The sequence below is a fragment of the Gracilibacillus sp. Marseille-QA3620 genome, from assembly GCF_054950035.1.
Map to the genome: position 1 here is coordinate 3,683,172 of NZ_CM143102.1, position 25,290 is coordinate 3,708,461.

The following is a 25,290-nucleotide window of genomic DNA, read 5'->3' on the forward strand; positions in this document are numbered from 1 at the left end:
TTTTTTTGTCATGTTCAATAGACTATGTATAATCAAGAAATCCAAACCATAAATGATTGGAAGAATATAAAAAAACTGGCTTCCAAAAAATCACAAGGATTTTTCGTGGAGGCCAGCTTTTCATTTAGGCATCAATCGAGATATGTTTGAACTCCGTGACATCGAAGAGTCCATCAATCGTAATCTTACATGCCGGAATAACCGGAAGTGCCAGGAAGGATAGGGTCAGGAATGGATTGAAATCCTGTGAAACCCCTAAATCAGCTAATACTTGATTCATTTCGCGCAATTGTCCATAGACAGCATCCGCGCTCTCCATCGACATCAAGCCCGCAATCGGCAACGCAAGCTTGGCCCGCACTCTTCCTTCGCTGACGATGACTAGTCCACCTTGGCTTTTTTCAAGCTCATGAACGGCGGCCAGCATGTCTTCATCATTCGTACCAGCGACAATTAAATTATGAGAATCATGTGCAACCGTCGTGGCCAAAGCCCCTGATCTCAGCCCTAGCCCTTTAACAATGCCGCGGCCAATCTTGCCTGTCTCGTTATGCCGTTCAATGAGCGCAATCTTTAGATGATCAAGATTGGTATCCGATTCGAAGAAGCCCTCCTTCGTCCGATTCGTCTTCTCGATGAGACGTTTGGTGATTAGGCTGTTCGGAATGATGCCAATAATATTTGCTTCTTCCCCCTTCAGCTTGATTGCCAAATCGTTCGAATCAATCTTACCGAGGGAAACGGTATTCGCCAGATTTTCCGCTATAGCATATGGATAGTTCTCTGGGAATCCCTGGACAGAACCTTCGCTTACGATACATTTCCCGTTCTTATAGACTGAATGGATGGCAACCTCTTCAAGACTATCAAGCATCAAAAAGTCGGCTTTATAGCCTGGAGCAATCGCTCCTTGATTTTTCAGACGGAAGCATTCAGCCGCATTCAAGGTTGCCATTTGATAAGCCGTCATGACAGGAATACCTTCTGCAATGGCTAATTTGATACAATTATTAATGCTGCCCTCCATCATGACGTCATCCAAATGACGGTCATCTGTTACAAACAGGCATCTTCTCGCGTTCCGCTCATTAACGGCCCCAATGATCTGCTTCAAATCCTTTGCGACTGTCCCTTCCCGAATCATGAGATACATCCCCTTCTCAAGACGGGCCTTTGCCTCTTCCGCAGTCGTACACTCATGATCCGTATGAATACCGGCAGCCATATATACATCAATGGCCTTCCCAGACAAACCAGCAGCATGACCATCAATCAATTTATGCTGTTTCCTTGCATCCAGCAGTTTCTCAACCATGGAAGGCTCGCTCTCAAGCACGGCTTGATAATTCATGACCTCTGCTAGTCCAAGTACACGGGGCTGTTCATAAAATGGTGCTAGATCCTCACTGTTCAAAATTGCTCCCGCTTCTTCAAATTCCGTAGCAGGGACACAGGATGGAAGCATGAAATACGCATCAAAAGGCAGGCCCTCCGTATGCTCAATCATGTATTGAATTCCTTGTGCCCCGCTGACATTGGCAATTTCATGAGGATCTGCAATGACGGCAGTCACACCGTTCTTTACCTGAACCTTTGCAAATTCCAGCGGGCTAACCATTGTGGATTCAATGTGCACATGGCCGTCGATAAAGGATGGACTGATGTATCGCCCTGCGGCATTTACTTCTCTTTTGCCTTCGTATTGGCCAATACCAGCAATAACCCCATCGACAATCGCGATATCTCCAAGCTGAATCTCACCGGTAAATACATTCAAAATTTTGCCGCCTTTAACAACAAGATCTGCCGGCTCCTTCCCTGAAGCCACATTGATACGTCTTTGCATTAAGCTGTAATCCATCCTAATCACCCTTTTTCTATGTTAGTAATCTCTTAAGATGTAATAATGAAATAAATTTAACCTACTATAACACATAATAAGGAGTAATGAGAATAGCCTATTTCTTATATTTTTTATCCATTAAGACACTCTAATAACCGGGCAATGGCTCTTTCAAGCTCAGCCTCTGGTATCCCCGCAAAACCAAGCACGATGGTTGGGGGATAATCCTCCTTCACGATAGAATAATCTGAAAGAGTGTGCAGGAGAATCCCTTTCTCCCTTGCCCGTTCCTTAATTTGCTCCTCATTCATCCCATTATGGACAACAAGGGCAATATGAAGGCCTGATTTCTCCCCGATTACGGAAAGAATTTCCCTATGAGGCTTCAAATGTTCTAGTACTATTTCTAATTTCCTGCGATACACCTTCCGCATTCTGTTCAGATGACGCTCAAATTCCCCATCACGCATAAAACGAGCTAGAAGATGCTGGTCCAACCTCGATACGGAGGAATGCCCGAATCCTGCTTCTTGATAGCGGGAAAGCAATTCCTCTGGCAGAACCATGAAGCTAATACGAATGGACGGCATTAAGGATTTGGAGAAGGAACCGAAATAAATCACCTTCCCAAAGCTGTCCATGCTTGCAAGCGAGGGAATAGATTTGCCGCTATAGCGGAATTCACTGTCATAATCGTCCTCGATAATGAACCTCTCATTCGATTCAGCTGCCCATGAAAGCAATTGAACACGCCGGTTATAGGACAGGACGGTCCCAAACGGGAAATGATGGGATGGTGTTGTATAGAGAATATCCATATTCCCTTGCAGGACCTCATCAATCTTTAACCCATCCTCATCCACTCCTACAGCCTGAACCTTATTCGGGAAATGGCGCATGATACGGTTCATGACCTGATAACCAGGGTTTTCAACGCCATATTTTGCCTGGCTGCCAAATAAGAGGACCAATTGCTGCAGCAGGATTTCAAGGCCTGCTCCAATGATAATTTGCCGCGGCTCACAAATGACACCTCTTGCATGGTACAAATAGGTCGCAATCTCTCTTCTTAGTTCCATTTCACCAAAGGGGTCGCCAAGCAATAATAAATCTTGGTTATTGAAATCAATCAAATCCTTTGCCAATCTCCTCCACGTCTTGAAGGGGAACACGCTGACATCAATATGACTCGGATGAAAAGATTGAATAATCTGCTCACCCGGCTCATCCCTCTTTTCTGAGCAGCTTTCCCCAGGCTGTATGTATTCCAAATCCTTTGAGGCCAAACAATAGTATCCTTTCCGAGGGAGCACCTCAATATATCCCTCTGCAACCAATTGCTGATAAGCTGCATCTACTGTATTTTGACTGATTTGCAGGTAATCAGAGAGATTCCGTTTTGAAGGCAGCTTCGTTTGATACGGCAATCTGCCGGACATGATTTCATTTTTGATAAAAACATATAGCTGCTCATAGATTGGAATACGGCTTTCACGGTTTAGTTCACACGCTAATCTATTCATCTTTTCTCCCTCACTGACACCATCAAAATGCTTGAAACTGAATCTTTTAATGGGGTCTGTTTCCTCTATACTTATACCATACAACAAATCACACTATTTTTAAAAATAAAAAAGGATGGTGCTAATTTTATGAGAAAAGCCTTAGGCACTGATGCTGTCAAACGAGGAATGGCCCAAATGCAAAAGGGCGGGGTTATCATGGATGTTGTCAATGCGGAGCAAGCCAAAATCGCCGAGGCAGCGGGAGCTGTTGCCGTCATGGCTCTTGAACGTGTTCCTTCTGACATTCGCAAGGCTGGCGGGGTTGCAAGAATGGCAGACCCGCGTATCGTAGAAGAGGTCATGAAGGCCGTGTCTATCCCTGTGATGGCGAAAGCACGGATTGGCCATATCGTGGAAGCACGCGTACTCGAGGCAATGGGTGTCGATTACATTGATGAAAGTGAAGTTTTAACGCCTGCAGATGAAGAGTATCACCTTCAAAAGAGGGCTTTTACTGTCCCATTCGTCTGCGGATGCCGCGACCTCGGAGAAGCAGCAAGAAGGATCGGGGAAGGTGCCTCCATGCTGCGCACGAAGGGAGAACCAGGTACAGGTAATATTGTTGAAGCTGTCCGCCATATGCGAAAGGTTCAGGCGCAGGTTCGAAAGGTCATCCATATGAATGAGGATGAGCTCATGACTGAGGCGAAAATCTTAGGAGCTCCGTACGATATTCTGCTTCAAATCAAGGAAGAGGGCAGCTTGCCTGTTGTCAACTTCGCGGCAGGCGGAATTGCGACACCGGCAGATGCTGCCCTGATGATGGAGCTTGGGGCTGATGGCGTCTTCGTCGGATCAGGAATCTTTAAATCCGAGTCTCCTGAGAAATTCGCCAAAGCAATCGTCCAGGCAACCACTCATTACAAGGATTATGAGCTGATTGGCAAACTTTCAACTGAACTAGGCAGCCCCATGAAGGGAATTGAGATTGCCACGATTCCAGCGGAAAGCCGTATGCAGGATCGGGGTTGGTAACAATGCCTCATATTGGCGTATTGGCCCTGCAAGGAGCTGTCTCAGAACATATCAAACAAGTAGAAGCAGCAGGCTGTACAGCCTCAAGGATTAAATTCCCCTCAGAGCTTGCATCACTTGACGGACTCATCATTCCTGGAGGAGAAAGCACCGCCATCAAGAAGCTGATGGATACGTATGGGTTCACAGAAACCATCCAATCATTCCAAAAACCTATCTTCGGCACATGTGCCGGAATGGTATTGCTCGCAAGTAAGATTGCCGATGATTCCGATCCCGAGCCACTCGGACTAATCGATCTCGTTGTTCAGCGCAATGCCTCAGGTCGTCAGCGGGCAAGCTTTGAAACATCACTTGCTATCAAGGGGTTGGATGAACCATTCAAGGCCATTTTTATCCGTGCCCCGTATTGCCTTCATGCCGGAGAAAGTGTCGTGACGCTTGCAGACTATGATGGACATATTGTGGCAGCCAAGCAAGGCCGCATTCTCGTCAGTTCCTTTCATCCCGAGCTGACTGATGATTCGCGTTTTCTTGAGTTATTCATCCAAATGGTGAAGGAGCACTGTAAGGACTCTGCTATCGCTTAAATCTAATACAAACAGGAGATAAACCAGATTTGGTCTTCTCCTGTTTTTTTTCGGTTCTCTGGGGATAAAAAAGCAGATTTTTTCATAAAAACAAAGAAAATTTTTGGCCTTTTTTGGGTCAGGTAAGATGAAGATATTTAAAGGAGTGAAGCTTGATTTCTTTGTTTATGGGCGAATCTCAGGCGTTTAAGGGCGGAAAATATGAATTTAAGGGCGAAAACACCCTCATTATGGGCGAACGGCATAATTTAAGGGCGATATCTGGTAGGTATGGGCGAAACCCAAAATAGCAGCCAAGAACTCCGCTTACCCGTCCGCCAGACAACAGCCTCTAAACAAATCAAACTAAAAGGCTGACCCAAAAGCCCGTAAGCTTTCAGGTCAGCCTTTCTTCAATGAATTGATCTATTCTACACGTAAATCTTCTATTGAATCAATCTCCACATAGGCCGGGACGACAAGACCGAGTTTTGTCCCCTTCAAGTTAGGTCCTAAGTCGACAAAGTCTTCCTTATATTTATCGTAATACGCCTTCGAGGTCGTCGGAAGCCATGCGGCAACCATGGCATCTGCCTTCCCGCTCGCAATAGCCGCATACATCGGACCAATCTCCACCTGTCTTAATACGGGCTCATAGCCTTGCATTCTCAGCACCTCAGCAATAACATTCGTTGAGGCAACCTCTGATTCCCAGGCTACATATACGAGAGTAATATTCTCGCCATTGCCTTTTTCAGCATCATTCACCCACTGGTCGACCTTGCTCTTATTAGCCTCAATCCACTTGATGGCAGCCTCCTTGGAGCCCATTCCTTCTTCAATATCCTTCATGACAGACTCCATATCAGAGGTTTCCCAATAGAATTGATTGAGCACCTTTTCCGCACCAGGCAAATCTTCCTTTAAGCCCTTACGAACCAATGTATGAATGTCCTCACTTTCGCCATAGACACCCTTTGGATCATCCAGATACTTCAAGTCAAACTTACCGAACATCCAATGCGGTGTCCATCCTGTGATAATGATTGGCTCCTTCCGATCATAAGCCTTCTTCAGCTCAGCCCCCATCGCCGCCGATGAGCCTTCCTGCAATGTCCAATCATCACTTAGTCCATACTGATCCATTGCTTCCTGTGTCCTCGACATAACCCCTGAGCCCGGATCAATGCCCACGATTTTATAATCAACCTGGGCGCCAATTGAAGCATTCTCTGAGCCTTTCAGCTCGGCATTCAATAAGGACGTTACCGTATAGCCGCCCAAAAAGAGAACAATAACTAAACTATAAATCCACTTGCCTTTAACGATTGATTCAAAAGCCGGCGTTCTAAGCTTCTGAGAAATCCGGTCAAGAATGATGGCAATGATAACAATAGCTAATCCCGCTTCAAACCCTTCTCCAACTTTTATCTGGGAAACAGCGCGATAGACCTCTGCCCCTAAGCCGGGCGCTCCTACCAAAGAAGCCATGACGACCATTGATAATGACAGCATAATACTTTGGTTGATTCCTGCCATGATTGTTGGCATTGCGAGCGGCAGCTGCACCTTCATAATCTTTTGGCCTCTTGTGGAACCAAAAGCATCTGAAGCCTCAATTAAATCCTTTGGAACCTCCTGAATCCCAAGGCTGGTCATGCGAATCGCCGGGGCAATTGCAAAGATAACAGAGGCTACAATCCCCGGTACGACACCAATCCCAAAGAACAAGATGGCCGGAATTAAGTAGACAAAGCCAGGCATCGTTTGCATGAAATCTAGAATCGGCATTAAGATATTTCTCAGCCACTTGCTTTGGGAAGCCAAAATTCCAAGTGGAATTCCAAGTATGACCGTAATCAGAACAGAGGCCAGAACAAGGGCCAATGTCTGAATCATGGCATCCCAATATCCTAGATTATCAATCAGCAGCAGTCCTATGAACGTGAATAAAGCCAGAGGCCATTTATTCGTGTAAAAAGCAAGCAGTGTCAATAATAGAATGAGCACGATCGGCGGTCCAAATCCGAGTACATCTACACTCGTGTCAATGATGCTCTGCACAAACGTGGAAATAAAATTAAAAAACGGGCCAAGAGCGTCTGTCAGCCAATCGACAACACGGTCGACACCTTGCGCCAACGGTATTTTTCCGATGTTCATTCTACTCCCTCCTTCTCAAGAAGGTTGTCCCGGTTTCCTGCGAGAGCACCGATGATGACTCCGCGGATAAGCACACCTCGAAGTTTTCTATCTTCATTGATTACCGCAAGCGGCATGGATGCATTGGCCATCTCATCAAGAAGATCAGCGATGACGGTGTCCTCATAAACCGCTGGAACATCCTTTGTCATCACATCCTCAATACTAAGCTGTTCTGCTGCAGCCCTGCTCGCTTGATCCGCTGACAGCGCACCTACCAGCTTAAAGCTGCGATCGACGACAAATATATGGGAATACCCGTTATCCTTCATCGTTTGCAGCGCAACCCTTGGTCCGCGATCCACAAAGATTCGTTCTGCCCGCTTCATCACCGATGCTGCCGTGAGTACACGGGATAAATTCACGTCTTCTACAAATCGTTCGACATAATCATTGGCCGGATTCATCATAATTTCCTCAGGAGTTCCAACCTGAATGATTCTGCCATCCCTCATTAAAGCAATCCTGTCTCCGATTCGCAGCGCTTCATCTAAATCATGGGTAATAAAGATAATCGTTTTCTTATAGTTTTCTTGAATTTCTAGCAGCTCATCCTGCATGTTTTTTCGAATCATGGGATCCAGCGCACTGAAGGCTTCATCCATGAGAAGAATATCTGTATCACTTGCAAGCGCCCTTGCAAGACCCACCCGCTGCTGCATGCCACCACTCAATTGATTAGGGAATTGTTCTTCATAGCCTTGGAGACCGACAGCCTTAAGCGCCTGCATCGCCTTTTCGGTCTGTTCCTCCTCAGCGATTCCTTTAATTTCAAGGCCGAACTTAGTATTTTCAAGAATCGTTTTGTGGGGGAATAAGGCGAAGTTTTGAAACACCATACTGATTTTATTCCTCCTAATTTCACGAAGCTCTTTCGGTGACATCGTCACGATATTTTGGCCATCAATCAAGATCTCTCCATCAGTCGGGGAAATCAGCCGATTAATCATTCGAATAAGCGTAGACTTGCCGCTCCCAGATAAACCCATAACGACAAAGACTTCACCCTCATAAATATCTAAATCTGCCTTATGTACGCCAATCGTACTTCCTGTTTCCTTTAAGATTTCTTTTTTCGTCCTTCCCTGCAGCGATAATTTTATTGCCTGCTGCGGGGACTTTCCAAACACTTTCCAAACACCTTTTATGCTAACCTTTGCGTCCAACATACCACTCCTAAATATCAATCTAACAAATAACTCGCCAAAGACATAGTTATCCTCCTATACTAATAAACTATTTAGAGTAAACTTAAACATTTTTCTAAAAAAATAGGTCAAATTACACAAAAAAAGACTATGCACATGAATAGTATTCATGTGCACAGTCTAACTAGTTATTACTCTTCACCAATAATCTTCACTTCTGTTTCTAAATCAACGCCAAAATTCTCTTTGACCGTCTTTTGAACATGCTTGATCAAGTTCAAATAATCAGTTGCGGTTGCATTACCCGTATTAATAATAAACCCAGCATGCTTCGTTGATACCTGTGCTCCGCCAATCGATACTCCCTGCAGATTGCTATCTTGAATGAGCTTCCCGGCGAAAAACCCAGGCGGACGCTTGAATACACTTCCACAGGATGGATATTCAAGAGGCTGCTTAGACTCCCGCAGGAAGGTCAATTCATCCATTCGTGCCTTAATGGCTGCAGGATCGCCTTTCTTAGCAGCAAATCTTGCTTCTAAAACGATGTACCCCCTCTTGGCAATCAAGCTGCTGCGATACGTTAATTCCATTTCTTCATTCGTTAATGTCAATAATTCTCCTTCATCAGTCAGAACAACAGCAGAGTCAATTACTTGAGAAATATCCCCGTCGTAGGCACCTGCATTCATATAAACTGCTCCTCCTACAGAGCCTGGGATGCCGCATGCGAACTCAAGCCCGGTCACACTTTGCTCTAACGCAAAGCGGGACACATTGATAATTGTCGCACCGCTTTGAGCCACAATAAGACCGTCCCTCATTTCAATCCGTTCCATATGACTCAAGATAAGGACGATTCCTCTAATACCGCCATCACGGATAATGAGATTCGAACCATTTCCAAGAATCGTCAATGGGATAGAATTCTCACGGGAGAACAAAATACAACTCTGTACTTCTTCATACGTAGAAGGAAGGACGAGGAAATCGGCTTTTCCTCCCGTTTTCGTGAACGTATATTGGTTTAATGGTTCATCTTGCTTAATATGCTCTTTTGGGATCAGGCGTTGCAATTTTTCGTATATTGTTTGCTTTTCCATACTCTCAACCTTCTAATTATATTTGTCTATTTATTATATACATGAACTAAGCCATAAAATCACTGCAAATGGCTGGAAACTCTTTGTTTATTTTAGCATTCAAGCCCAGCTCATGCAATTTGACTAAAGAAAACAAAAAAAACATCCCGGCTCCAAAGAGCGGGGATGTTATGATTTTCTGACCTCAAGCCTTCTCGCAACAAGGGATAACCCGTAATTGACGATAAAATACATAAGAGCAATCAAGATCAGAACCGGCCAAACATAATTGATGTTCTGCGCATAAATGACCTGACCATGATGTGTCAATTCCGGTAAAGCGATAATAACCGCCAAGGATGTATCCTTTAAAAGCGAGATAAACTGACTCACGATTGGCGGAACCATATTTCGCAGAGCTTGAGGCAGGATGATATGCCAAAGTGTTTGAATATAACTCATGCCAGATGAGCGCGCCGCTTCCACCTGGCCCTTTGGAATGGAGTTCAGCCCGCTGCGAATGACCTCTGAAAGCATCGCGGATTCAAAGATTGTCAGTGCCAGAATTGCAGCTGTTGAAATGCTCATCTCGAGCCCGACTTTCGGGTCTTGCAGTCCAAAGTATACAAAGAAGATGATCAAAATTAGCGGTAAATTCCGGATTGTTTCGACAAGTACAGCAAGTACAGGGGATACAACCGGTATCTTTGCAAACCGCAGAATACCAATTATGCCTCCAATAAGGAAGCTCAAAACAATGGATATCGCGGCAATCTTCAAGGTTACGAGAAAACCGTCTACTAAAAAGGCAAGGTTATCAGGCGAATAGGCACCTGCAAAATCCATTGATCATGCCCTCCTTAATAACTCTTTGCCAGGCGTTTTTCCAAATAACCAACACCAAGGCTGAGCGGGATTGTAAGTATCAAATAAAAAACTGCAACAAAGATATAAACATCAAAGACCACATAGGTCGCAAGCGAAATCAAATCCGCTTGATACATCAGTTCTCCACCGGCAATAACAGCCAGGATAGAGGTATTCTTCACAAGATTAATAAATTGGTTGCCTAAAGGCGGAATCACGATTTTGATGGCCTGAGGAAGAATGATGAGACGCATCGCCTGACCATAGGTCAATCCTGACGAACGCGCCGCCTCCATTTGTCCTTTATCAATCGATAAGATGCCCGCCCGGATAGCCTCAGCAATAAAGGCCGCCGTATAAACAGTCAAAGCTAGAGAACCCGCAAGGAAACCTGGCAGGCCAGCTCCAAAATAAAACATAAAAGCGATAATTAATAATGGAATATTACGGACAAACTCCACATACGCTGTCCCCAACCAATTCAATGGTTTTAGAGGCGCAATTCTCATTACAGCAATGAACGTTCCGAGAAGGAAGCTCCCTACGAGAGTAAGCAAGCTGATGCGAATCGTTCCTATAAACCCTTCAAGATACATATCCAGATGATCGACAAGAATAGAAAAATCAAGTGCTAGCATTCAATCACTCCTATGTACAATCAGGATGGGTCGAGCGCCCATCCCGATGAAAGAAACTCCTTATTTCTTGATCCATTTGTTATAGATTTCATCATATGTTCCGTTGTCCTTCAAAGCTTTAAGAGCTTCATTTAATTCTTTGACTAATTCAGGGCTGTCTTTCTTCACAGCGATACCATACGGCTCTTCTGTAAATTGGCCGCCTGTCAATTCATAATCAGGATCTTCATCAGCCATTCCGTAAAGGATAGAGTCATCTGTTGTCAATGCATCCCCTTGACCTGATTTCAAGGCAGTAAAGGCTTCTGAGTAGTTCTCATATTGAAGCACTTCTGCATCCGGAGCCTTCTCAGCGATATTGACAGCAGAGGTTGAACCTTTAACGGCAATTACTTTTGTCCCCTTCTTCAAATCATCAACGCTCTTGATTTTGCTTCCTTTTTTGACAAGCAAGGATTGGCCGGCTTCAAAGTAGACATCTGTGAAATCAACTTCTTTCTTCCGCTCCTCTGTAATTGTCATCGTTGCAACAACAGCATCAATTTTGCCGTTTTGAAGCAGCTGAACGCGGGTTTTGGATGTAACCTCGACAAACTCTGCCTTGCTTTCATCACCAAGAATTTCCTTCGTCAAAGCCTTCGCAATATCAATGTCAAATCCTTCAACCTTGCCTGAACTAGGGTTCTTAAGACCAAACAAGCGAGTATCATTTTTCACACCAAATACAATCTTGTCTTTATCCTTGATTGCTTCTAATGAGTTTTTCGCTGAACCTTCACCGTTTTTTTCGGCATCATCATTGCTTCCGCAAGCAGCCAGCATAAATACAGCAATCAAACACAAGACAGAAAATTTAAAAAACTTTTTCGACAACATACTATTTCCCCCTTTTATTTCTTAATGATTTAATATACGGCTTAAGAATGTACGCGCCCGTTCTTCACGCGGGTTCGTAAAAAATTCAGCCGGTGTCGACTGTTCCAAAACTCTCCCCTCATCCATAAAGACAATCCTGTTAGCTACTTCCTTAGCAAACCCCATCTCATGGGTCACAACCACCATGGTCATCCCTTCCTTGGCGAGCGTCTTCATGACATCCAGCACTTCGCCAATCATTTCCGGGTCAAGAGCAGATGTAGGCTCATCAAACAGCATAATCTGCGGATTCATGGCAAGTCCTCTAGCGATTGCTACACGCTGCTGCTGACCGCCGGACAGCTGTGACGGATAGGCATTTGCCTTATCTGGAATACCAACCTTCTCAAGATAAAAGCGTGCCGTCTTTTCCGCTTCCTCTTTCGATTTCCCAAGCACCTTCATTGGAGCAAGCGTAATATTCTGCAGCACGGTCTTATGCGGATATAAATAAAAATGTTGAAAAACCATTCCTATATCCCGTCTTAAATGATTGATATTCGTCTTCTTATCGTTGACCGGTGTCTGATTGACCTTCAGCACGCCTTTATCAATTGTCTCAAGATGATTAATGCAGCGAAGCATTGTGCTTTTTCCAGATCCAGAAGGACCGATGACGACCACAACCTCGCCTTTTTCAATCTCAAGATTAATATCCTTTAAAACATGGAAATCCCCATAATATTTATCAACATGATCAAAAACAATCAACCTTCTTCCCCCTTGACTAATCATTTTCTCTTTATCTTTCAATGAAAAGGCAGCCATATGTTTTTCATGAATGCCTAACCGTATGAAACGGTGATAAACAGCCTAGTAAGTAATATGTATGTCCTTTGAGACACCTGTATGTCTCTCCCGTGGCAGCCGTTCGTAGGCCAATATACGGAGGCTATGCCCTTCAGACTATTGACGAAATATTACAATTATTATCTTATCTTAACAGATAAGTATGTATTTTGTAAAATTGTGATTTTACTTAATTATTGGAAAATATTAATTGCATTATTTCCTTTCTCGCCATATACTTAGTACTATTAAAGAACAAGGGAGGAATGTCTTATGAAAATGATGTATGCAGAGAATGTCGTAAATTTCATAAAGCAGTCCTTCAAGCATAACGCTGATTAATGATTCCGATCCATTTGAATGAATATCTGCCATGCCAAGGACTGCCATTGGTCCTTGGCTTTTATATGCCTTTTTTCGAATGAAGGCAAAGAAAAGAGACCTATTCATGGTCTCTTTTCTCATGTGCAAACATTCATACAAATGGAGGAGAATACATTGAACATAAACCAATTAGGCTGGAATTCCTTTTTTGAAGAAGCCTTCAAGCTTCATGATAACTACTCAGCATTGATCCCTGGACGAATCATCAGCGAGCATAAAGGTATGTACCGCATCCTTTGTGAGGAAAGAGAGGTTCTTGCATCCATCAGCGGGAAACTGCGTTATCAGGCGCATAATAGCGCTGGGCTGCCAGCGACGGGCGACTGGGTTGCCTTAAAAATGAGACATGGAGAAAATAAAGCAATCATCCATGCTGTCCTGCCGAGAAAAAGTAAGTTCTCACGAAAGAAAGCTGGTTTGACAACTGAGGAGCAGATTATTGCCTGCAATATCGATACTGTCTTTCTCGTAAACGCCGTAAATGCGGATTTCAATATACGAAGGCTCGAACGATATCTTCTACTGGCATGGGATAGCGGTGCTAACCCTGTCATTCTCTTAAGCAAGTCTGATTTATGCAGCAATATTGATGACTATATTCATCAAGTAGAAAACATTGCAGCAGGCGTTCCCGTCCATGGCGTCAGCGCCGAACAAAGACTCGGACTCGAAGCATTAACACCGTATATCCAAGAAGGAAAGACAATTGCCCTCCTTGGTTCCTCTGGAGCAGGCAAATCCACACTGGCCAATGTCCTGTACGGAGAAGATAGGCAGCAGGTTCACACGACACGTGATGATGACAAAGGCCGGCATACAACGACCCACCGGGAGCTGATCCTTCTCAAAAAAGGCGGTATGATTATTGACACCCCGGGAATGAGAGAGCTCCAGCTATGGGAGGGTGAAGAAGGGATCCATACAAGCTTCAATGACATTGAAGAACTAGCCCTGAATTGCAAATTCAACGACTGCCGGCACGAAACTGAACCAGGGTGTCAAATCCAAGCCGCCATCCAGGATGGAACCTTAGATAAGAAACGCTTCAAAAGCTACCAAAAGCTCCAAAGAGAACTCGCATACCTAGCAAAAAAACAAAGGAAACATCAAAAGCGGAGGTGACCGTTTAGGCGCTGGAGGCTAAGACAGAGGCGCGCAGGAATGGGCGGCTAGCAGATCAAAGACTATAAGCGCCGCGTCCTGCGGCAACGTCTTTGTGACCGACATCGTGTCGGCCTCACGCAGCGGCTATGCTTAGACTCCGGGCGCCTGGGAACCGCAGCTGGACGATCAAAAGCGGAGGTGACCGATTAGGTGCCGGAGGCTAAGACAGAGGCGCGCAGGAATGGGCGGCTAGCAGATCAAAGACTATAAGCGCCGCGTCCTGCGGCAACATCTTTGTGACCGACATCGTGTCGGCCTCACGCAGCGGCTATGCTTAGACTCCAGGCGCCTGGGAACCGCAGCTGGACGATCAAAAGCGGAGGTGACCGATTAGGTGCCGGAGGCTTAAAAAAGTAGCTTAGAAGAGGCAAAAAAGCGGGGATTCCGGCATACAGCCAGTCCCCGCTTTTTCACTTTTTATTTCACGATATGAATCGGATGCCCGATGGCGACCTCCGCTGTTTCCATAATCATTTCTCCGAGAGTTGGATGTGCATGAATCGTTAAAGCTAGATCCTCTGCAGTGAGAGAAGATTCAATTGCAACGGTGAGCTCTCCAATCAAATCAGAGGCGCTTGGCCCGATGATTTGCGCGCCGATGATGACGCCGCTCTCTTTATCAGTTACTAATTGAACAAATCCATCTGTCTCATTTAAGGCAATGGCTCTGCCATTTGCCGCAAATGGGAACTTCGTTTCAGCTGCCTTTATTCCAGCTTCCTTCGCTGTTGCTCCCGTATGGCCGACAACGGCGATTTCTGGTTCTGAGAACACAACTGCCGGTATGCAAGCGTGATCAATGACAGATGGCTGGCCAGCAATTGCCTCTGCCGCTACCTTTGCTTCATAAGAGGCTTTGTGGGCAAGCTGCGGACCGGCAATAATATCGCCAATGGCATAAAGATTACTCTCATTTGTACGGCATTGGGAATCTACCTCGACAAATCCTCTTTCTGTTAAGCGGATACCGGTATTTTCTAAGCCAAGCTTGTCTGTATTCGGCTTGCGCCCAACTGACACAAGAACATAATCAGCCACCGCTGTTTTTTCTTCCCCTTTTTCCTCATAGATGACCTCGACATGACCATCCTTTTCCTCTGCCGATTTCACGAATACGCCTGTTGTGACGGTTGCTCCTTTTTTCTTAAGGCCTCGTTTAACGATTGAGGTCATCTTCGCATCCATTCCGCCAAGAATATCCTTTCCGCCTTCAAGGATGGTTACCTTCGTTCCAAAATTCGCATACACGCCGGCTAGTTCAATGCCAATGACACCCCCGCCAACGACAACCATGCTTTCTGGAATCTCTTTAAGATTCAATGCGCCTGTTGAATCCAGGATTCTTGGACCGAACTTCATGGTTGGCAGCTCAACCGGGCGGGAGCCTGTTGCGATAATGGCATCCTTGTACTGGATTACTTGCTCTCCTTCTGTTGACTCAACCTTAATCGTATGGGCATCCTGAAAAGCCGCTGTTCCTTTAACGACTTCTACCTTATTGCCCTTCAGCAATGTTCCGACACCTGATGTCAGCCGGTTGACGACCCCTTCCTTATATGCCTGTACCTTGGAGAAATCTACATCAATCTGCGGAACATTCAGGCCGAAAACATCAAAATGCTTTGCCTCATGATAATGATGAGCTGCCGTAATCAAGGCTTTTGATGGGATACAGCCAACATTCAGGCACACACCGCCTATATACTCTTTCTCGATTATAATGACTTTTTGTCCTAATTGAGATGCACGGATTGCCGCAACATATCCTCCGGGTCCAGCACCAATCACCACTGTATCTGTTTGCTTTGTTTCCATGTCCAACCCCTCCAGTATGAAAAGTTTCCTGCGGATGACAGCGTTTACAATAATGTCAGCAGAAAAGAAGAATAATTCTCCTATACTATTACTGTATAAATATAACTGAACAATATCAATTTTTCGAAACTAATGTAAGCAATTATTTCCACACTAGAGCTAGTTTACAAGATAGGGCTCTACATTCCGGTCACAGGCATCCTTGCACTGAAAAAGGGTCAAAGGTCTGCCAATTTGACCATAGCTGCAAGAGGAAGTAAGAACATCAATTTGTTCAAGAAAGGTTAAATATTTTCTAATTGAAATCCTTGAGATTCCGACCGCTTCAACGAGATCCTCTGTCGTGAACTCATCGCCATTTTTGCTGTTGATAAAATTCCAGATTTCCTTCAAGGTATTCTTGGCCAAGCCTTTTGGCAGGATGACATCTCCGGTCATCCCTCTTTTCTCGAGGAGCAAGTGATCCAGTTCCTCCTGGCTCAGCTCATTCTCCTCTTTCATCACCCTTGATTGCTCCTTATATTTGAGCATAGCCTGCTTAAAGCGGTCGAAGCGGAAAGGCTTGATGATATAGTCGAATGCTCCGTTCTGAATGGCCTTATGGATGCTCTCAATATCCGTTGCCGCTGTAATCAAGATGACGTCAATATCGAGTTGCTGCTGTCTAATAGCGGTAAGAAGAGCCAAGCCATTTTGCTCAGGCATGAAAATATCCAATAAAATCAAATCAGGCAGATCGGTCTTCAGAAATTGAAGGGCCTCCTGAACGGAAGATACAGCGCCCATTACATGGTAGCCTGGTATATCTCTTAGGTAGTTCTTGTTAATCTCCGAAACCATTGGATCATCTTCAACAATCAGAACTTCTATCATCTATAATCGTTCCCTTCAGCTTTCTTGAAGTGGCAGGAAAACCGTGAAAGTTGTACCCGCTCCAGCCTTTGTTTTCAGTTCAATCATCCCATTTAATTTCTCCACCGATTGCTTAGTCAAATACAGCCCATAGCCCCGGTCAGTTCCCTTCGTTGAATAGCCCTTTTCAAATATCGCCGTCACCAATTCTTCCGGTATGCCGCTGCCGCTGTCGCGGACTTCCATCACCAATTCTCCGTCAAGCACACCGATTGAAAAGATCACCACTTTTTCTTTAACACCCTCCAAAGCATCAAATGCATTCTCAATCAAGTTTCCGGCAATGCGGATGAGGTCATGGATGTATTCCTCCTTGATGTCTCCCGGCATATAACTGTCCTCATTGATGATGAGCTGGATGCCGAGCTCCCTTGCCTTGCTGAGCTTCCCTAGTAAAAAGCCTGCAAAGATGGCATTCTTAATTCGCTTGACGATAAATCCTTTCTCTGTTTCATAATCATCCACCAGGTTCTCAATATAGCGGCTCATCTCATCATATTTTTTCAAATGGACAAGGCCTAGGATGACATGGAATTTATTCATAAACTCATGAGACTGTGCCCGCAATGATTCCGTATACAGCTTAATTCCTGTTAACTGGTCTGCCATCTCCTGCAGCTCTGTCTTATCTTTAAAGACAGATAATCCGCCTATTACTCTGCCTTTATGCATGATGGGGACATTGTTCGCAAGGACGGTTCGATGATCAAAGGCTTGCTCCACGTTTTCTTCAGGCTGTCCGTTTCTCATTGCTCGAGCCAGACTTGGCATACAATCCTCCACCGATTGGCCTAAGATTTCCTCTTTCTGTTTAAATCCCATAAGCCTCAATGCCTCTCGGCTGATAACGGTTATCTTCCCATCATCATTGACACCGATGATTCCCTCCTTCGCAGCTTCAATCATCGCATTGCGTTCTTGCAAAATCTTCGCAATCTCCACGGGCTCAAGACCATAGAGCTTTCTTTTCATATAGCGGCTTAAATAATAGGCTCCTATTGCACCAAGACATAATTGAAGGATGGCTCCAATATACACATAGCGTCTGCTGTTATAGGCAAGGGACTCCACCGTGTCCAGCGAAACACCGACGACAACGACACCGATTTGTTCTCCTCCGTCATAAACAGGAGTAAATACTCGCATTCCCATTCCGAGCGGTCCTTCCTCAACGGAGAAGTATTCCTTTCCTTCCAAGGATTTCTCCGCATCTTTCCGATTAAAGAAGGTTTGCCCCACTTCTTCATCAAGTGGATGCGATTTGCGAATCAAGTCCATATCCATAATAACGACGAAACCGACATCAGATAATGTACGAATTTCATTCGCGTATTCCTGGATATCAACTTCCGTCTCCTCCTGTAAAGATTGAATCACCGTGTTGGAATGGGCGGTCACTCTGGCTATCGCTTGAATCTTTTCAGAAAGATGCTTCTCTTCATTCTTGGTCACATAATAGCTGATAAATAGAGCTGTTGCCAAAGCAGAAAGGAGAACAACCATAAAGACGAGAATCATAACAAGTGTTTGCAGCTTTACTGTTCTTGGTTCTCTTCGACATAATTTCATCTTTAAACAGCCCTTTTTTTAGCTTATTTCGACACTTTTTGACACTATTCTATACATTAAGTATAAATGCTCCAGGCATTTTCTCCTAGTAAATGAGCTTTTTGTCGATTTTTCTTAACATTTTCCAAAAAACGCATAAAAAAGCACTGCCAGCAAGAATAACATTCTTACTAGCAGCGCAGAATACTGTTCTATTCTATTATCCTTCTAAAAGAAGCTTCTCAGGGTCCTCGAGCAATTCCTTCACCTTAACGAGGAAGCCAACTGCCTCCCGCCCATCAACGATTCGATGGTCATAGGAAAGGGCAATATACATCATCGGCCTGATTTCTATACGCTCTTGATCGACTGCTACCGGGCGGTATTGAATGGAATGCATCCCAAGAATCCCAACCTGCGGTGCATTTAAGATTGGAGTGGATAGAAGCGATCCAAATGTCCCGCCATTTGTAATCGTAAACGTGCCTCCCTGAAGATCGGCAAGACCAAGCTTGGCATTGCGCGCCTTCACGGCAAGGTCCATAATCTCCTTCTCAATCTCGGCGAAGTTCATTCTGTCCGCATTCTTCACAACAGGCACGACCAGCCCCTCTTGTGCTGAGACCGCAATCCCAATATCATAATGCTTCTTGATCAGAAGCTCATCTCCTTGTACCTCTGCATTTAACAGCGGGTACTTCTTCAATCCGCCAATGACGGCCTTTGTGAAAAAGGACATAAACCCTAACTTAACATCATGCTCCTGCTGGAATGCATCCTTCCTTTTCTTCCTTACCTTCATGACAGCACTCATATCCACTTCATTAAAGGTCGTCAAGATGGCTGCTGTATGCTGGACATCTACAAGGCGTTTGGCAATAGTCTGGCGTCTGCGGGACATCTTTACAATTTCTACAGGCTTATCGCTGCTGACTTGGATTGACTGCTTAGGTACAGGATTTCCCTTCGGCTTCCCGGATGTTCTCTCAACATCCTGCTTATTGACTCGTCCAATCGGATCCACTGCTTCTACCTTGCTGAGGTCGATACCCTTTTCACGTGCGAGCTTTCGTGCTGCAGGGGTAGCCAAAACTGCCTCCTGTTTATGCACTGCTGGCGGTGCCGCCTCCTCCTTTACTGGTGAGGCTTGTTCTTTAAGGACTGGAGCGGCCTCTTTGCCTTCTGCAATCACTGCGACTGTTTCACCGACTTGTACGGTATCTCCAGCATCCTTCATGATGCTTTCTAATACACCGCTATGCTCAGAAATAATTTCCACATTCACTTTGTCCGTTTCCAACTCAAGCAGGTAATCACCTTTTTCTACTGCATCCCCTGGTTGTTTCAACCATTCACTGATCGTACCTTCTGTAATGGATTCTGCTAATTCTGGAACTTTTACCTCTGCCATCTTATGAATCAATCCTTCCTTATCAAGTCTTATCCGGTTTATTTAACCGCAAAGCCCTCTTTCGTTTTTGTGAATACTTCATGAATGATCCGCTCCTGCTCTTTCTTGTGGACAAGCGGATCTCCCTCTGCAGGACTTGCCATTTCCGGTCTTCCAATATAGGAAATGGATAGATGGGATGGGATGATTTCCGTCAGTTTAGGCTCCATATAACGGAATGCTCCCATATTCTTTGGCTCCTCCTGTACCCAAATGACCTCTTTTAGGTTCTTGTAGCGATTCACAATCCTCTTGATTTCTTCTTTAGGGAATGGATATAACTCTTCCACCCGGATGATATCCAGCCACTCGGGTTCCATCTGCCTGCTCACATTTTCGCCCAGCTCAACTGCGAGACGTCCTGAACAGAATACAATGCGCTCAACCTTTTCGGCTGCTGCCCCGAGACCAGGCTGTTCAATGATCGGCTGGAATTCTCCATTTGTGAACTCCTCTATATAGCAGGCTGCTGCCTGATTACGCAATAAGCTCTTAGGTGTCATAAGAATGAGCGGTCTCGCCTCATCCCTCTCGAGCAGTGCAGCCTGTCTTCTTAGAAGATGGAAGTATTGTGCGGCAGATGAGAGATTGGCTACAGTCATATTGTTTTCCGCACATAGCTGCAGGAATCTTTCTATTCTCGCACTGGAATGCTCTGGTCCCTGCCCTTCAAAACCATGCGGCAGCAGAACAACAAGACCAGACGTTTGCCCCCACTTCGCTTTCCCGGAGGAGATAAATTGGTCGAATAGCACTTGGGCACCATTAGCGAAATCACCAAACTGTGCTTCCCACAATACGAGTGTCTCTTTTGAGAACACGCTATATCCATACTCAAAACCGAGCACCGCTTCTTCCGATAACACACTATTATGGATGGCGAAGGAGGCATTGGCTGATTCCATCTCATGCAGCGGGTTATATTTCACACCCGTGCGCTCATCCGACAGAACGAGATTGCGGTGCGAGAATGTTCCGCGCTCTGTGTCCTCACCCGTAATCCTGATAGGAGTTCCATCCTTCAAGATAGAAGCAAAGGCCAGCGCTTCCGCATGTCCCCAATCAACCTTCCCTTGGTTCCCAAAGACCTCTCTTCTTCGTTCAAGAATCTTATGCACCTTCTTGAATGCCTCGAACTCTTCCGGCCAATCGAGCAGCTCAGTATTGAGCTTTGATAAGGTCGGATGATCCACTGTTGTATCCGTTTTCACATTAGCCGTTGGAACACCATTCATCATTTCCTCAATGGAAGGGATTGCTTCCTGTTCCTTCGAAATACGGCCATGGGCTTCCTTCAGCTTGGCAACTGCCAGCTCTTCTATCTTGGCAGTCTCTGAATCTGTAAGAGCATTTGCGGCGGCTGCCTGCTGTCGATACACTGCCGTAATAGTTGGATGATTTCTTACCTTCTTATACATCACTGGGTTCGTTGCCATCGGTTCATCCATCTCATTATGGCCGAGGCGGCGGTATCCAATAAGGTCGATTACAATATCACGGTTAAATGCCTGACGGTACTGAAAAGCCAAATCCATGACAGCCAGGCATGCCTCAGGATCATCCGCATTCACATGAATGATTGGAACATCAAAGCCTTTTGCCAAATCACTTGAATATTCAGTTGAGCGTGATTCATGTGTTTCAGCTGTAAAGCCAATATTGTTATTAGCAATGATGTGGATCGTACCACCCGTATGATAAGCAGCTGTTCTTGAGAAATTCAGCGTTTCGGCTACACATCCCTGACCAGGGAAGGCCGCATCACCATGCACTAATACACATAATGCTTTGTTAAAATCTTGGCCTGGATTTCCCTTGCTCGTCCGGACTTCCTGCGCCGCCCGTGCATATCCTTCAACAACAGAGTTAGCAATCTCAAGATGGCTCGGATTATTGCCCATCGTTACGGTTATCCTCTTCCCGTCATAGACTTTTTCCGCGGTTGCTCCCATATGATATTTCACATCGCCTGTTGTACTTAATGCTGGCTTATTGCCTGGATAAGCAGAATGCTGGAATTGAGAAAGAATCGCTTCATATGGCTTATCCATCACATGGGCCAGTACATTCAGCCGGCCGCGGTGAGCCATCGCAATCGCTACATCATCAAATCCTGCCTCTGCCGAAATCTTCACCAGCTCCTCAACAGCCGGCACCAATGTTTCGAGTCCTTCAACCGAGAAGCGCTTTTGTCCAACATAGGTTCTATGGATAAATTGTTCGAACCCTTCTGCTGCCATAAGCTGTTCCATCAAATTCTTCTTATCAATCTTTTGGATGGCGCGGTCCACATATCCTTGTTCAATTTGCTCAGCAAACCATTTTCGTTCTTCTTCAACTAGATGCTCAATCTCATAGCCAATCTTATTCATATACAGCTCTTTGAGCCGGTTGATGGCCGCTAATCCATCTATATAAGATCCTTGCAGCATAGGTGAAATAAATTCAGCTGGGATCTCTCTTATTTGCTCCTCTGTGAGATTGTATGATTGTGGATTCCCAATCCCGATTGGTTTTCTTCTTTCTATTGGATTGATATCCGCTTCAAGGTGCCCCCTCTTTCGAATATTCCCTGCCAGCTCCATTACAGCAATCAGCTTTCGCATCCTCTGCATCCATTTATTTGGAGAAAGCCCTGGTTGATTCATTTCTGCTTCTGCCTCATGCGGGGCTCCCCATTGATCAAACAAATGTTGAAAGCTTTCATCCACTGAGCTTTTATCTGCTAGATACTGTTCATATTGCTCCAATAAATACCCGAAGTTCGGACCGTGGAATGCATTCCACGGCTTGTTCGTACTTGATTGCATAGTTGTTTCTCCTCCCCAAATTGTTTCTCTATGAACAACCTCTTTGATGACGCTTACAACAGACCGACCCATTGCCAATACGTCATACTAAACAGGACAATCAGAAGATAACCGATCAATGTAATTGGAATCCCTGATTTCAATAAATCCTTAGAACTGAACGCTCCTGTTCCATAAGCAAGCATGTTCTGCGGTGCACTTACTGGCAAGAGGAATCCGAAGCTGATGACGAACTGCTGAATCAGCACAAGTCCAGGGCCATTGAAATCGGTTGTTCCCATACCAGCCACGAGCGCAATAACAATTGGAATAAACGCGGATGATAAGCTTGTGGCACTCGCAAACCCTAAGTGAATCAAGATGTTGAAAAGGGACAGAACCATCACGATTCCAATGATTGGCATATCGGTTAAGCCCATTGCTTCTAACGTATTCGTAGATAACCATTCAGCCCCTTTTGTGCTTAGAAGGACCGAACCCATAGAGACTCCGACTGCAAACACAATCAACGTGCCCCAAGGAATTTTTCTTTCAACCTCTTTCCACGTATAAACCCCAATTCCAGGAAGAAGCATGATGGCTACCGCGATAAAGGTAACACTTGTTGAATCAAACGGATGGAGCATTCCCTCTGTCGCCCAGGCGAACAATAATAATAAAGAAATGACAATCAATTTGAGTTCTTTTTTCGACATTTTACCTAGGTCCTTAAGCTGGGATTTAATTAAAGCTTTACTGTCCTTTAAGTCATCCATTTCAGGCTTGATCAGCCGTGTCATGACAAAGTAGAGAACAACAGACATGAGGATTGACCATGGAGCTGCGTAGATAAACCATTTCCCCCATGTAATATCAAAGCCAAAGGCCTCTCCCATGAATCCTAAGGCCACCATGTTTTGTGCGGCTGCTGTCTTGATTCCAACATTCCAGATGGAAATGGACTGTACGGCCGTAATCATCAGCAAGGCTGATAGCTTACTATTTTTCGCCATCGACAAGGCTGCCACAATTCCTAACAGAATCGGCACCAATGTTCCAGCACGAGCTGTGGAACTTGGGACGAAGAAGGCAAGCACGATACTGACGGCAATTGTCCCAATGACAAGACTGCTCGCCTTCGTCCCAACCTTTGACATGATGAATAAGGCAATTCGTTTATGAAGTCCTGTAATCTCCATCGCGACTGCGAGGAAGGAGGCACCGGCAACTAGACCAACAGCTGTGTTGCTGAAGCCTCCTAATGCGAGCTGCAGGGCTCCTTTGGTCGTATAGGTAGCAGATGGGTCCTCCACTGTCGGAGCTAGACCGATGAAGATGGTAATAAGTCCAATAATGGCGGCTGCACTGACTGGATAGGTAACGGCTTCTGTAATCCAAAGAATAACTGCGAAAGCTAGAATGGCTAATGCTCTTTGTCCTGCCACCGGAAGACCTTCCGGAGTAGGTAAAAGAATAATGATAAGAAAGACCACAATTGCTGCAATAATCGAGATTATTTTTTTCTTTTGCATGTTCTAATCCCTCCCTTTCATATCTTTATCTTAGTATAAAAACCAGTAATGTAAGCGCTTTACTAAATTACTTATCACTTACATTACTTACAAAATTGAGATAGCCTCCCACTATCCGCCAGGACATATCTCTTGATTTTCAAAGAGGAGATAGATTATAAATTGTGAAGGACATTAGGCCTATAATAAGAAAAAATCAGTGATTCAAAGAATAGAAAGGAAGAATCATTCAAAAAGGCCGACAAGTTTTGCAGGAAAGTGTTAGTTGATATCATAGAATATTAAATTAGCCTATATTACTTTTCACTCTGCATGGCTGTGAGGCAACTTCAGCCGTTAGAGTAAAGGTAGATAAATGCATTGAAATTACCTCTTATGTTAAAATCAGGATATTAGCAGCATATCCTTTTGAAATATGACGATGGGAGAGTTTTATACACAAAGGGGGGACAAAAGATGAACAGTCCAGTAGGCAGGAAAATACGAACGGAGAAAGTCGTAAGGGCATTGGGTATACCCGTCAATAAGAATTTACCGCCATTACATAGAGATGAAGAACACGAGATTAGGACGATTGAAGCCATTATCGACCGGGCTATTGCCAACACGGTCGTTTCCGCCAAAGGCAGCGGGGCGCCTGATGAAGTTGTGGATGAATTAATTGACCGTTTCTATAAAGAGGGGCTCTTCACTCCTTATGAGTTGGAATTTCTCGAAAATGAAGATCCTGACCAGGATGAACTAAATGCCTACTCATGGAGAATTGAATGCAATTCGGCTCTTTTATGGGCTGTCAGCTTAGTCCGCGATTTGCCATTTCCAAATGACTTATCAGATGTACAGACACTCTACGATCTCATGCTCCAATCTGAGCGAGAAGACCTGCTCAAGCAAGCACATTTACGGAATCATAATGAATTAATGGATGAATTGGACTTATATTATCGGCTTCATTGGGCACTAGTAGAAACACGTCTTCTTAACCAAGAGCTTGCCGTCAGCATCAATCCGGGAGTTGTGTATGAACGAAGATATGGCCTGACCTGGCTATTGAACCTCGATGGAGAGGAATGGGAAGAGATTTCCATGGATACGTAAAGAAA

Annotated in this window: 19 protein-coding genes; 4 read left to right on the top strand and 15 right to left on the bottom strand. The window is 44.8% G+C overall.

Annotated elements, in window-relative coordinates; all coding sequences use genetic code 11:
• Positions 1–124: 124 nt before the first annotated feature.
• Together ade and pdxR are read right to left on the bottom strand one after the other, a co-directional pair.
• Positions 125–1,861: an adenine deaminase gene (gene ade, locus ACY8DX_RS18595; RefSeq protein ID WP_462405786.1), complete on the bottom strand. Its 1,737-nt coding sequence runs from the start codon at positions 1,859–1,861 to the stop codon at positions 125–127.
• A 113-nt stretch (positions 1,862–1,974) separates the two neighbouring features.
• Positions 1,975–3,366, bottom strand: coding sequence for a MocR-like pyridoxine biosynthesis transcription factor PdxR (gene pdxR, locus ACY8DX_RS18600; RefSeq protein ID WP_462405787.1), 1,392 nt, complete (start codon positions 3,364–3,366; stop codon positions 1,975–1,977).
• Between the two features lie 129 nt (positions 3,367–3,495).
• Between pdxR and pdxS the strand changes: the two genes are divergently transcribed.
• Together pdxS and pdxT are read left to right on the top strand one after the other, a co-directional pair.
• Positions 3,496–4,383: a pyridoxal 5'-phosphate synthase lyase subunit PdxS gene (gene pdxS, locus ACY8DX_RS18605; protein ID WP_462405788.1), complete on the top strand. Its 888-nt coding sequence runs from the start codon at positions 3,496–3,498 to the stop codon at positions 4,381–4,383.
• Positions 4,384–4,385: 2 nt separating this feature from the next.
• Complete coding sequence (pdxT, locus tag ACY8DX_RS18610; protein ID WP_462405789.1) at positions 4,386–4,973, top strand: pyridoxal 5'-phosphate synthase glutaminase subunit PdxT; 588 nt, start codon at positions 4,386–4,388, stop codon at positions 4,971–4,973.
• Between the two features lie 405 nt (positions 4,974–5,378).
• On the opposite strand, the gene ACY8DX_RS18615 is transcribed toward pdxT, so the two are convergent.
• The 7 genes from ACY8DX_RS18615 to ACY8DX_RS18645 form a co-directional block, all read right to left on the bottom strand.
• Positions 5,379–7,115 carry a glycine betaine ABC transporter substrate-binding protein gene (locus tag ACY8DX_RS18615; RefSeq protein WP_462405790.1) on the bottom strand — a complete coding sequence of 579 codons (1,737 nt, stop codon included), beginning with the start codon at positions 7,113–7,115 and terminating at the stop codon, positions 5,379–5,381.
• Positions 7,112–8,323 carry a quaternary amine ABC transporter ATP-binding protein gene (locus ACY8DX_RS18620; protein WP_049669594.1) on the bottom strand — a complete coding sequence of 404 codons (1,212 nt, stop codon included), beginning with the start codon at positions 8,321–8,323 and terminating at the stop codon, positions 7,112–7,114. Before ACY8DX_RS18620 ends, ACY8DX_RS18615 begins: the two co-directional genes overlap by 4 nt.
• 170 nt (positions 8,324–8,493) lie before the next feature.
• A complete protein-coding gene (gene murB / locus ACY8DX_RS18625) occupies positions 8,494–9,405 on the bottom strand; it encodes a UDP-N-acetylmuramate dehydrogenase (RefSeq protein WP_462405791.1) in 912 nt (303 codons plus the stop codon).
• 168 nt (positions 9,406–9,573) lie between these two features.
• Positions 9,574–10,230: an amino acid ABC transporter permease gene (locus ACY8DX_RS18630; RefSeq protein WP_049669592.1), complete on the bottom strand. Its 657-nt coding sequence runs from the start codon at positions 10,228–10,230 to the stop codon at positions 9,574–9,576.
• Positions 10,231–10,244: 14 nt separating this feature from the next.
• Positions 10,245–10,889, bottom strand: coding sequence for an amino acid ABC transporter permease (locus ACY8DX_RS18635; protein WP_049669591.1), 645 nt, complete (start codon positions 10,887–10,889; stop codon positions 10,245–10,247).
• A gap of 60 nt (positions 10,890–10,949) precedes the next feature.
• Positions 10,950–11,765: a transporter substrate-binding domain-containing protein gene (locus ACY8DX_RS18640; RefSeq protein WP_049669590.1), complete on the bottom strand. Its 816-nt coding sequence runs from the start codon at positions 11,763–11,765 to the stop codon at positions 10,950–10,952.
• A 21-nt stretch (positions 11,766–11,786) separates the two neighbouring features.
• The gene (locus tag ACY8DX_RS18645; protein WP_049669589.1) at positions 11,787–12,515 is read right to left on the bottom strand and encodes an amino acid ABC transporter ATP-binding protein; all 729 of its coding nucleotides are present in this window, start codon (positions 12,513–12,515) and stop codon (positions 11,787–11,789) included.
• 576 nt (positions 12,516–13,091) lie between these two features.
• On the opposite strand from ACY8DX_RS18645, the gene rsgA reads away from it, so the two are divergent.
• Positions 13,092–14,099 (top strand): ribosome small subunit-dependent GTPase A, encoded by a 1,008-nt coding sequence (gene rsgA, locus ACY8DX_RS18650; protein ID WP_462405792.1) that lies wholly within the window; start codon positions 13,092–13,094, stop codon positions 14,097–14,099.
• A gap of 459 nt (positions 14,100–14,558) precedes the next feature.
• On the opposite strand, the gene lpdA is transcribed toward rsgA, so the two are convergent.
• The 6 genes from lpdA to ACY8DX_RS18680 all read right to left on the bottom strand — a co-directional run bounded on the left by lpdA (position 14,559) and on the right by ACY8DX_RS18680 (position 24,187).
• Positions 14,559–15,956 (bottom strand): dihydrolipoyl dehydrogenase, encoded by a 1,398-nt coding sequence (gene lpdA / locus ACY8DX_RS18655; RefSeq protein ID WP_462405793.1) that lies wholly within the window; start codon positions 15,954–15,956, stop codon positions 14,559–14,561.
• 159 nt (positions 15,957–16,115) lie between these two features.
• The gene (locus ACY8DX_RS18660; RefSeq protein WP_049669586.1) at positions 16,116–16,829 is read right to left on the bottom strand and encodes a response regulator; all 714 of its coding nucleotides are present in this window, start codon (positions 16,827–16,829) and stop codon (positions 16,116–16,118) included.
• 15 nt (positions 16,830–16,844) lie between these two features.
• On the bottom strand, positions 16,845–18,437 hold the full coding sequence (gene dcuS, locus ACY8DX_RS18665) for a DcuS/MalK family sensor histidine kinase (RefSeq protein WP_462405794.1): 1,593 nt from the start codon (positions 18,435–18,437) through the stop codon (positions 16,845–16,847).
• A 199-nt stretch (positions 18,438–18,636) separates the two neighbouring features.
• Positions 18,637–19,827, bottom strand: coding sequence for a 2-oxoglutarate dehydrogenase complex dihydrolipoyllysine-residue succinyltransferase (odhB, locus tag ACY8DX_RS18670; RefSeq protein WP_462405795.1), 1,191 nt, complete (start codon positions 19,825–19,827; stop codon positions 18,637–18,639).
• A gap of 38 nt (positions 19,828–19,865) precedes the next feature.
• A complete protein-coding gene (locus tag ACY8DX_RS18675) occupies positions 19,866–22,676 on the bottom strand; it encodes a 2-oxoglutarate dehydrogenase E1 component (protein ID WP_462405796.1) in 2,811 nt (936 codons plus the stop codon).
• Between the two features lie 53 nt (positions 22,677–22,729).
• Entirely contained in the window at positions 22,730–24,187 is a 1,458-nt protein-coding gene (locus ACY8DX_RS18680) for a DASS family sodium-coupled anion symporter (RefSeq protein WP_049669582.1), read from the bottom strand.
• Between the two features lie 456 nt (positions 24,188–24,643).
• Here ACY8DX_RS18680 and ACY8DX_RS18685 point away from each other — a divergent pair, with 456 nt between their 5' ends.
• Positions 24,644–25,285, top strand: coding sequence for a DUF4272 domain-containing protein (locus ACY8DX_RS18685; RefSeq protein ID WP_462405797.1), 642 nt, complete (start codon positions 24,644–24,646; stop codon positions 25,283–25,285).
• Positions 25,286–25,290 lie beyond the last annotated feature (5 nt).

Coding starts and splice junctions, on each gene's coding strand:
- pdxT (WP_462405789.1), top strand. CDS start 4,386: ATGCCTCATATTGGCGTATTGGCCCTGCAAGGAGCTGTCTCAGAACAT.
- ACY8DX_RS18635 (WP_049669591.1), bottom strand. CDS start 10,889: ATGCTAGCACTTGATTTTTCTATTCTTGTCGATCATCTGGATATGTAT.
- ade (WP_462405786.1), bottom strand. CDS start 1,861: ATGGATTACAGCTTAATGCAAAGACGTATCAATGTGGCTTCAGGGAAG.
- ACY8DX_RS18660 (WP_049669586.1), bottom strand. CDS start 16,829: ATGATAGAAGTTCTGATTGTTGAAGATGATCCAATGGTTTCGGAGATT.
- lpdA (WP_462405793.1), bottom strand. CDS start 15,956: ATGGAAACAAAGCAAACAGATACAGTGGTGATTGGTGCTGGACCCGGA.
- dcuS (WP_462405794.1), bottom strand. CDS start 18,437: ATGAAATTATGTCGAAGAGAACCAAGAACAGTAAAGCTGCAAACACTT.
- pdxS (WP_462405788.1), top strand. CDS start 3,496: ATGAGAAAAGCCTTAGGCACTGATGCTGTCAAACGAGGAATGGCCCAA.
- murB (WP_462405791.1), bottom strand. CDS start 9,405: ATGGAAAAGCAAACAATATACGAAAAATTGCAACGCCTGATCCCAAAA.
- ACY8DX_RS18640 (WP_049669590.1), bottom strand. CDS start 11,765: ATGTTGTCGAAAAAGTTTTTTAAATTTTCTGTCTTGTGTTTGATTGCT.
- ACY8DX_RS18675 (WP_462405796.1), bottom strand. CDS start 22,676: ATGCAATCAAGTACGAACAAGCCGTGGAATGCATTCCACGGTCCGAAC.
- odhB (WP_462405795.1), bottom strand. CDS start 19,827: ATGGCAGAGGTAAAAGTTCCAGAATTAGCAGAATCCATTACAGAAGGT.
- ACY8DX_RS18615 (WP_462405790.1), bottom strand. CDS start 7,115: ATGAACATCGGAAAAATACCGTTGGCGCAAGGTGTCGACCGTGTTGTC.
- ACY8DX_RS18630 (WP_049669592.1), bottom strand. CDS start 10,230: ATGGATTTTGCAGGTGCCTATTCGCCTGATAACCTTGCCTTTTTAGTA.
- ACY8DX_RS18685 (WP_462405797.1), top strand. CDS start 24,644: ATGAACAGTCCAGTAGGCAGGAAAATACGAACGGAGAAAGTCGTAAGG.
- ACY8DX_RS18680 (WP_049669582.1), bottom strand. CDS start 24,187: ATGCAAAAGAAAAAAATAATCTCGATTATTGCAGCAATTGTGGTCTTT.
- pdxR (WP_462405787.1), bottom strand. CDS start 3,366: ATGAATAGATTAGCGTGTGAACTAAACCGTGAAAGCCGTATTCCAATC.
- ACY8DX_RS18620 (WP_049669594.1), bottom strand. CDS start 8,323: ATGTTGGACGCAAAGGTTAGCATAAAAGGTGTTTGGAAAGTGTTTGGA.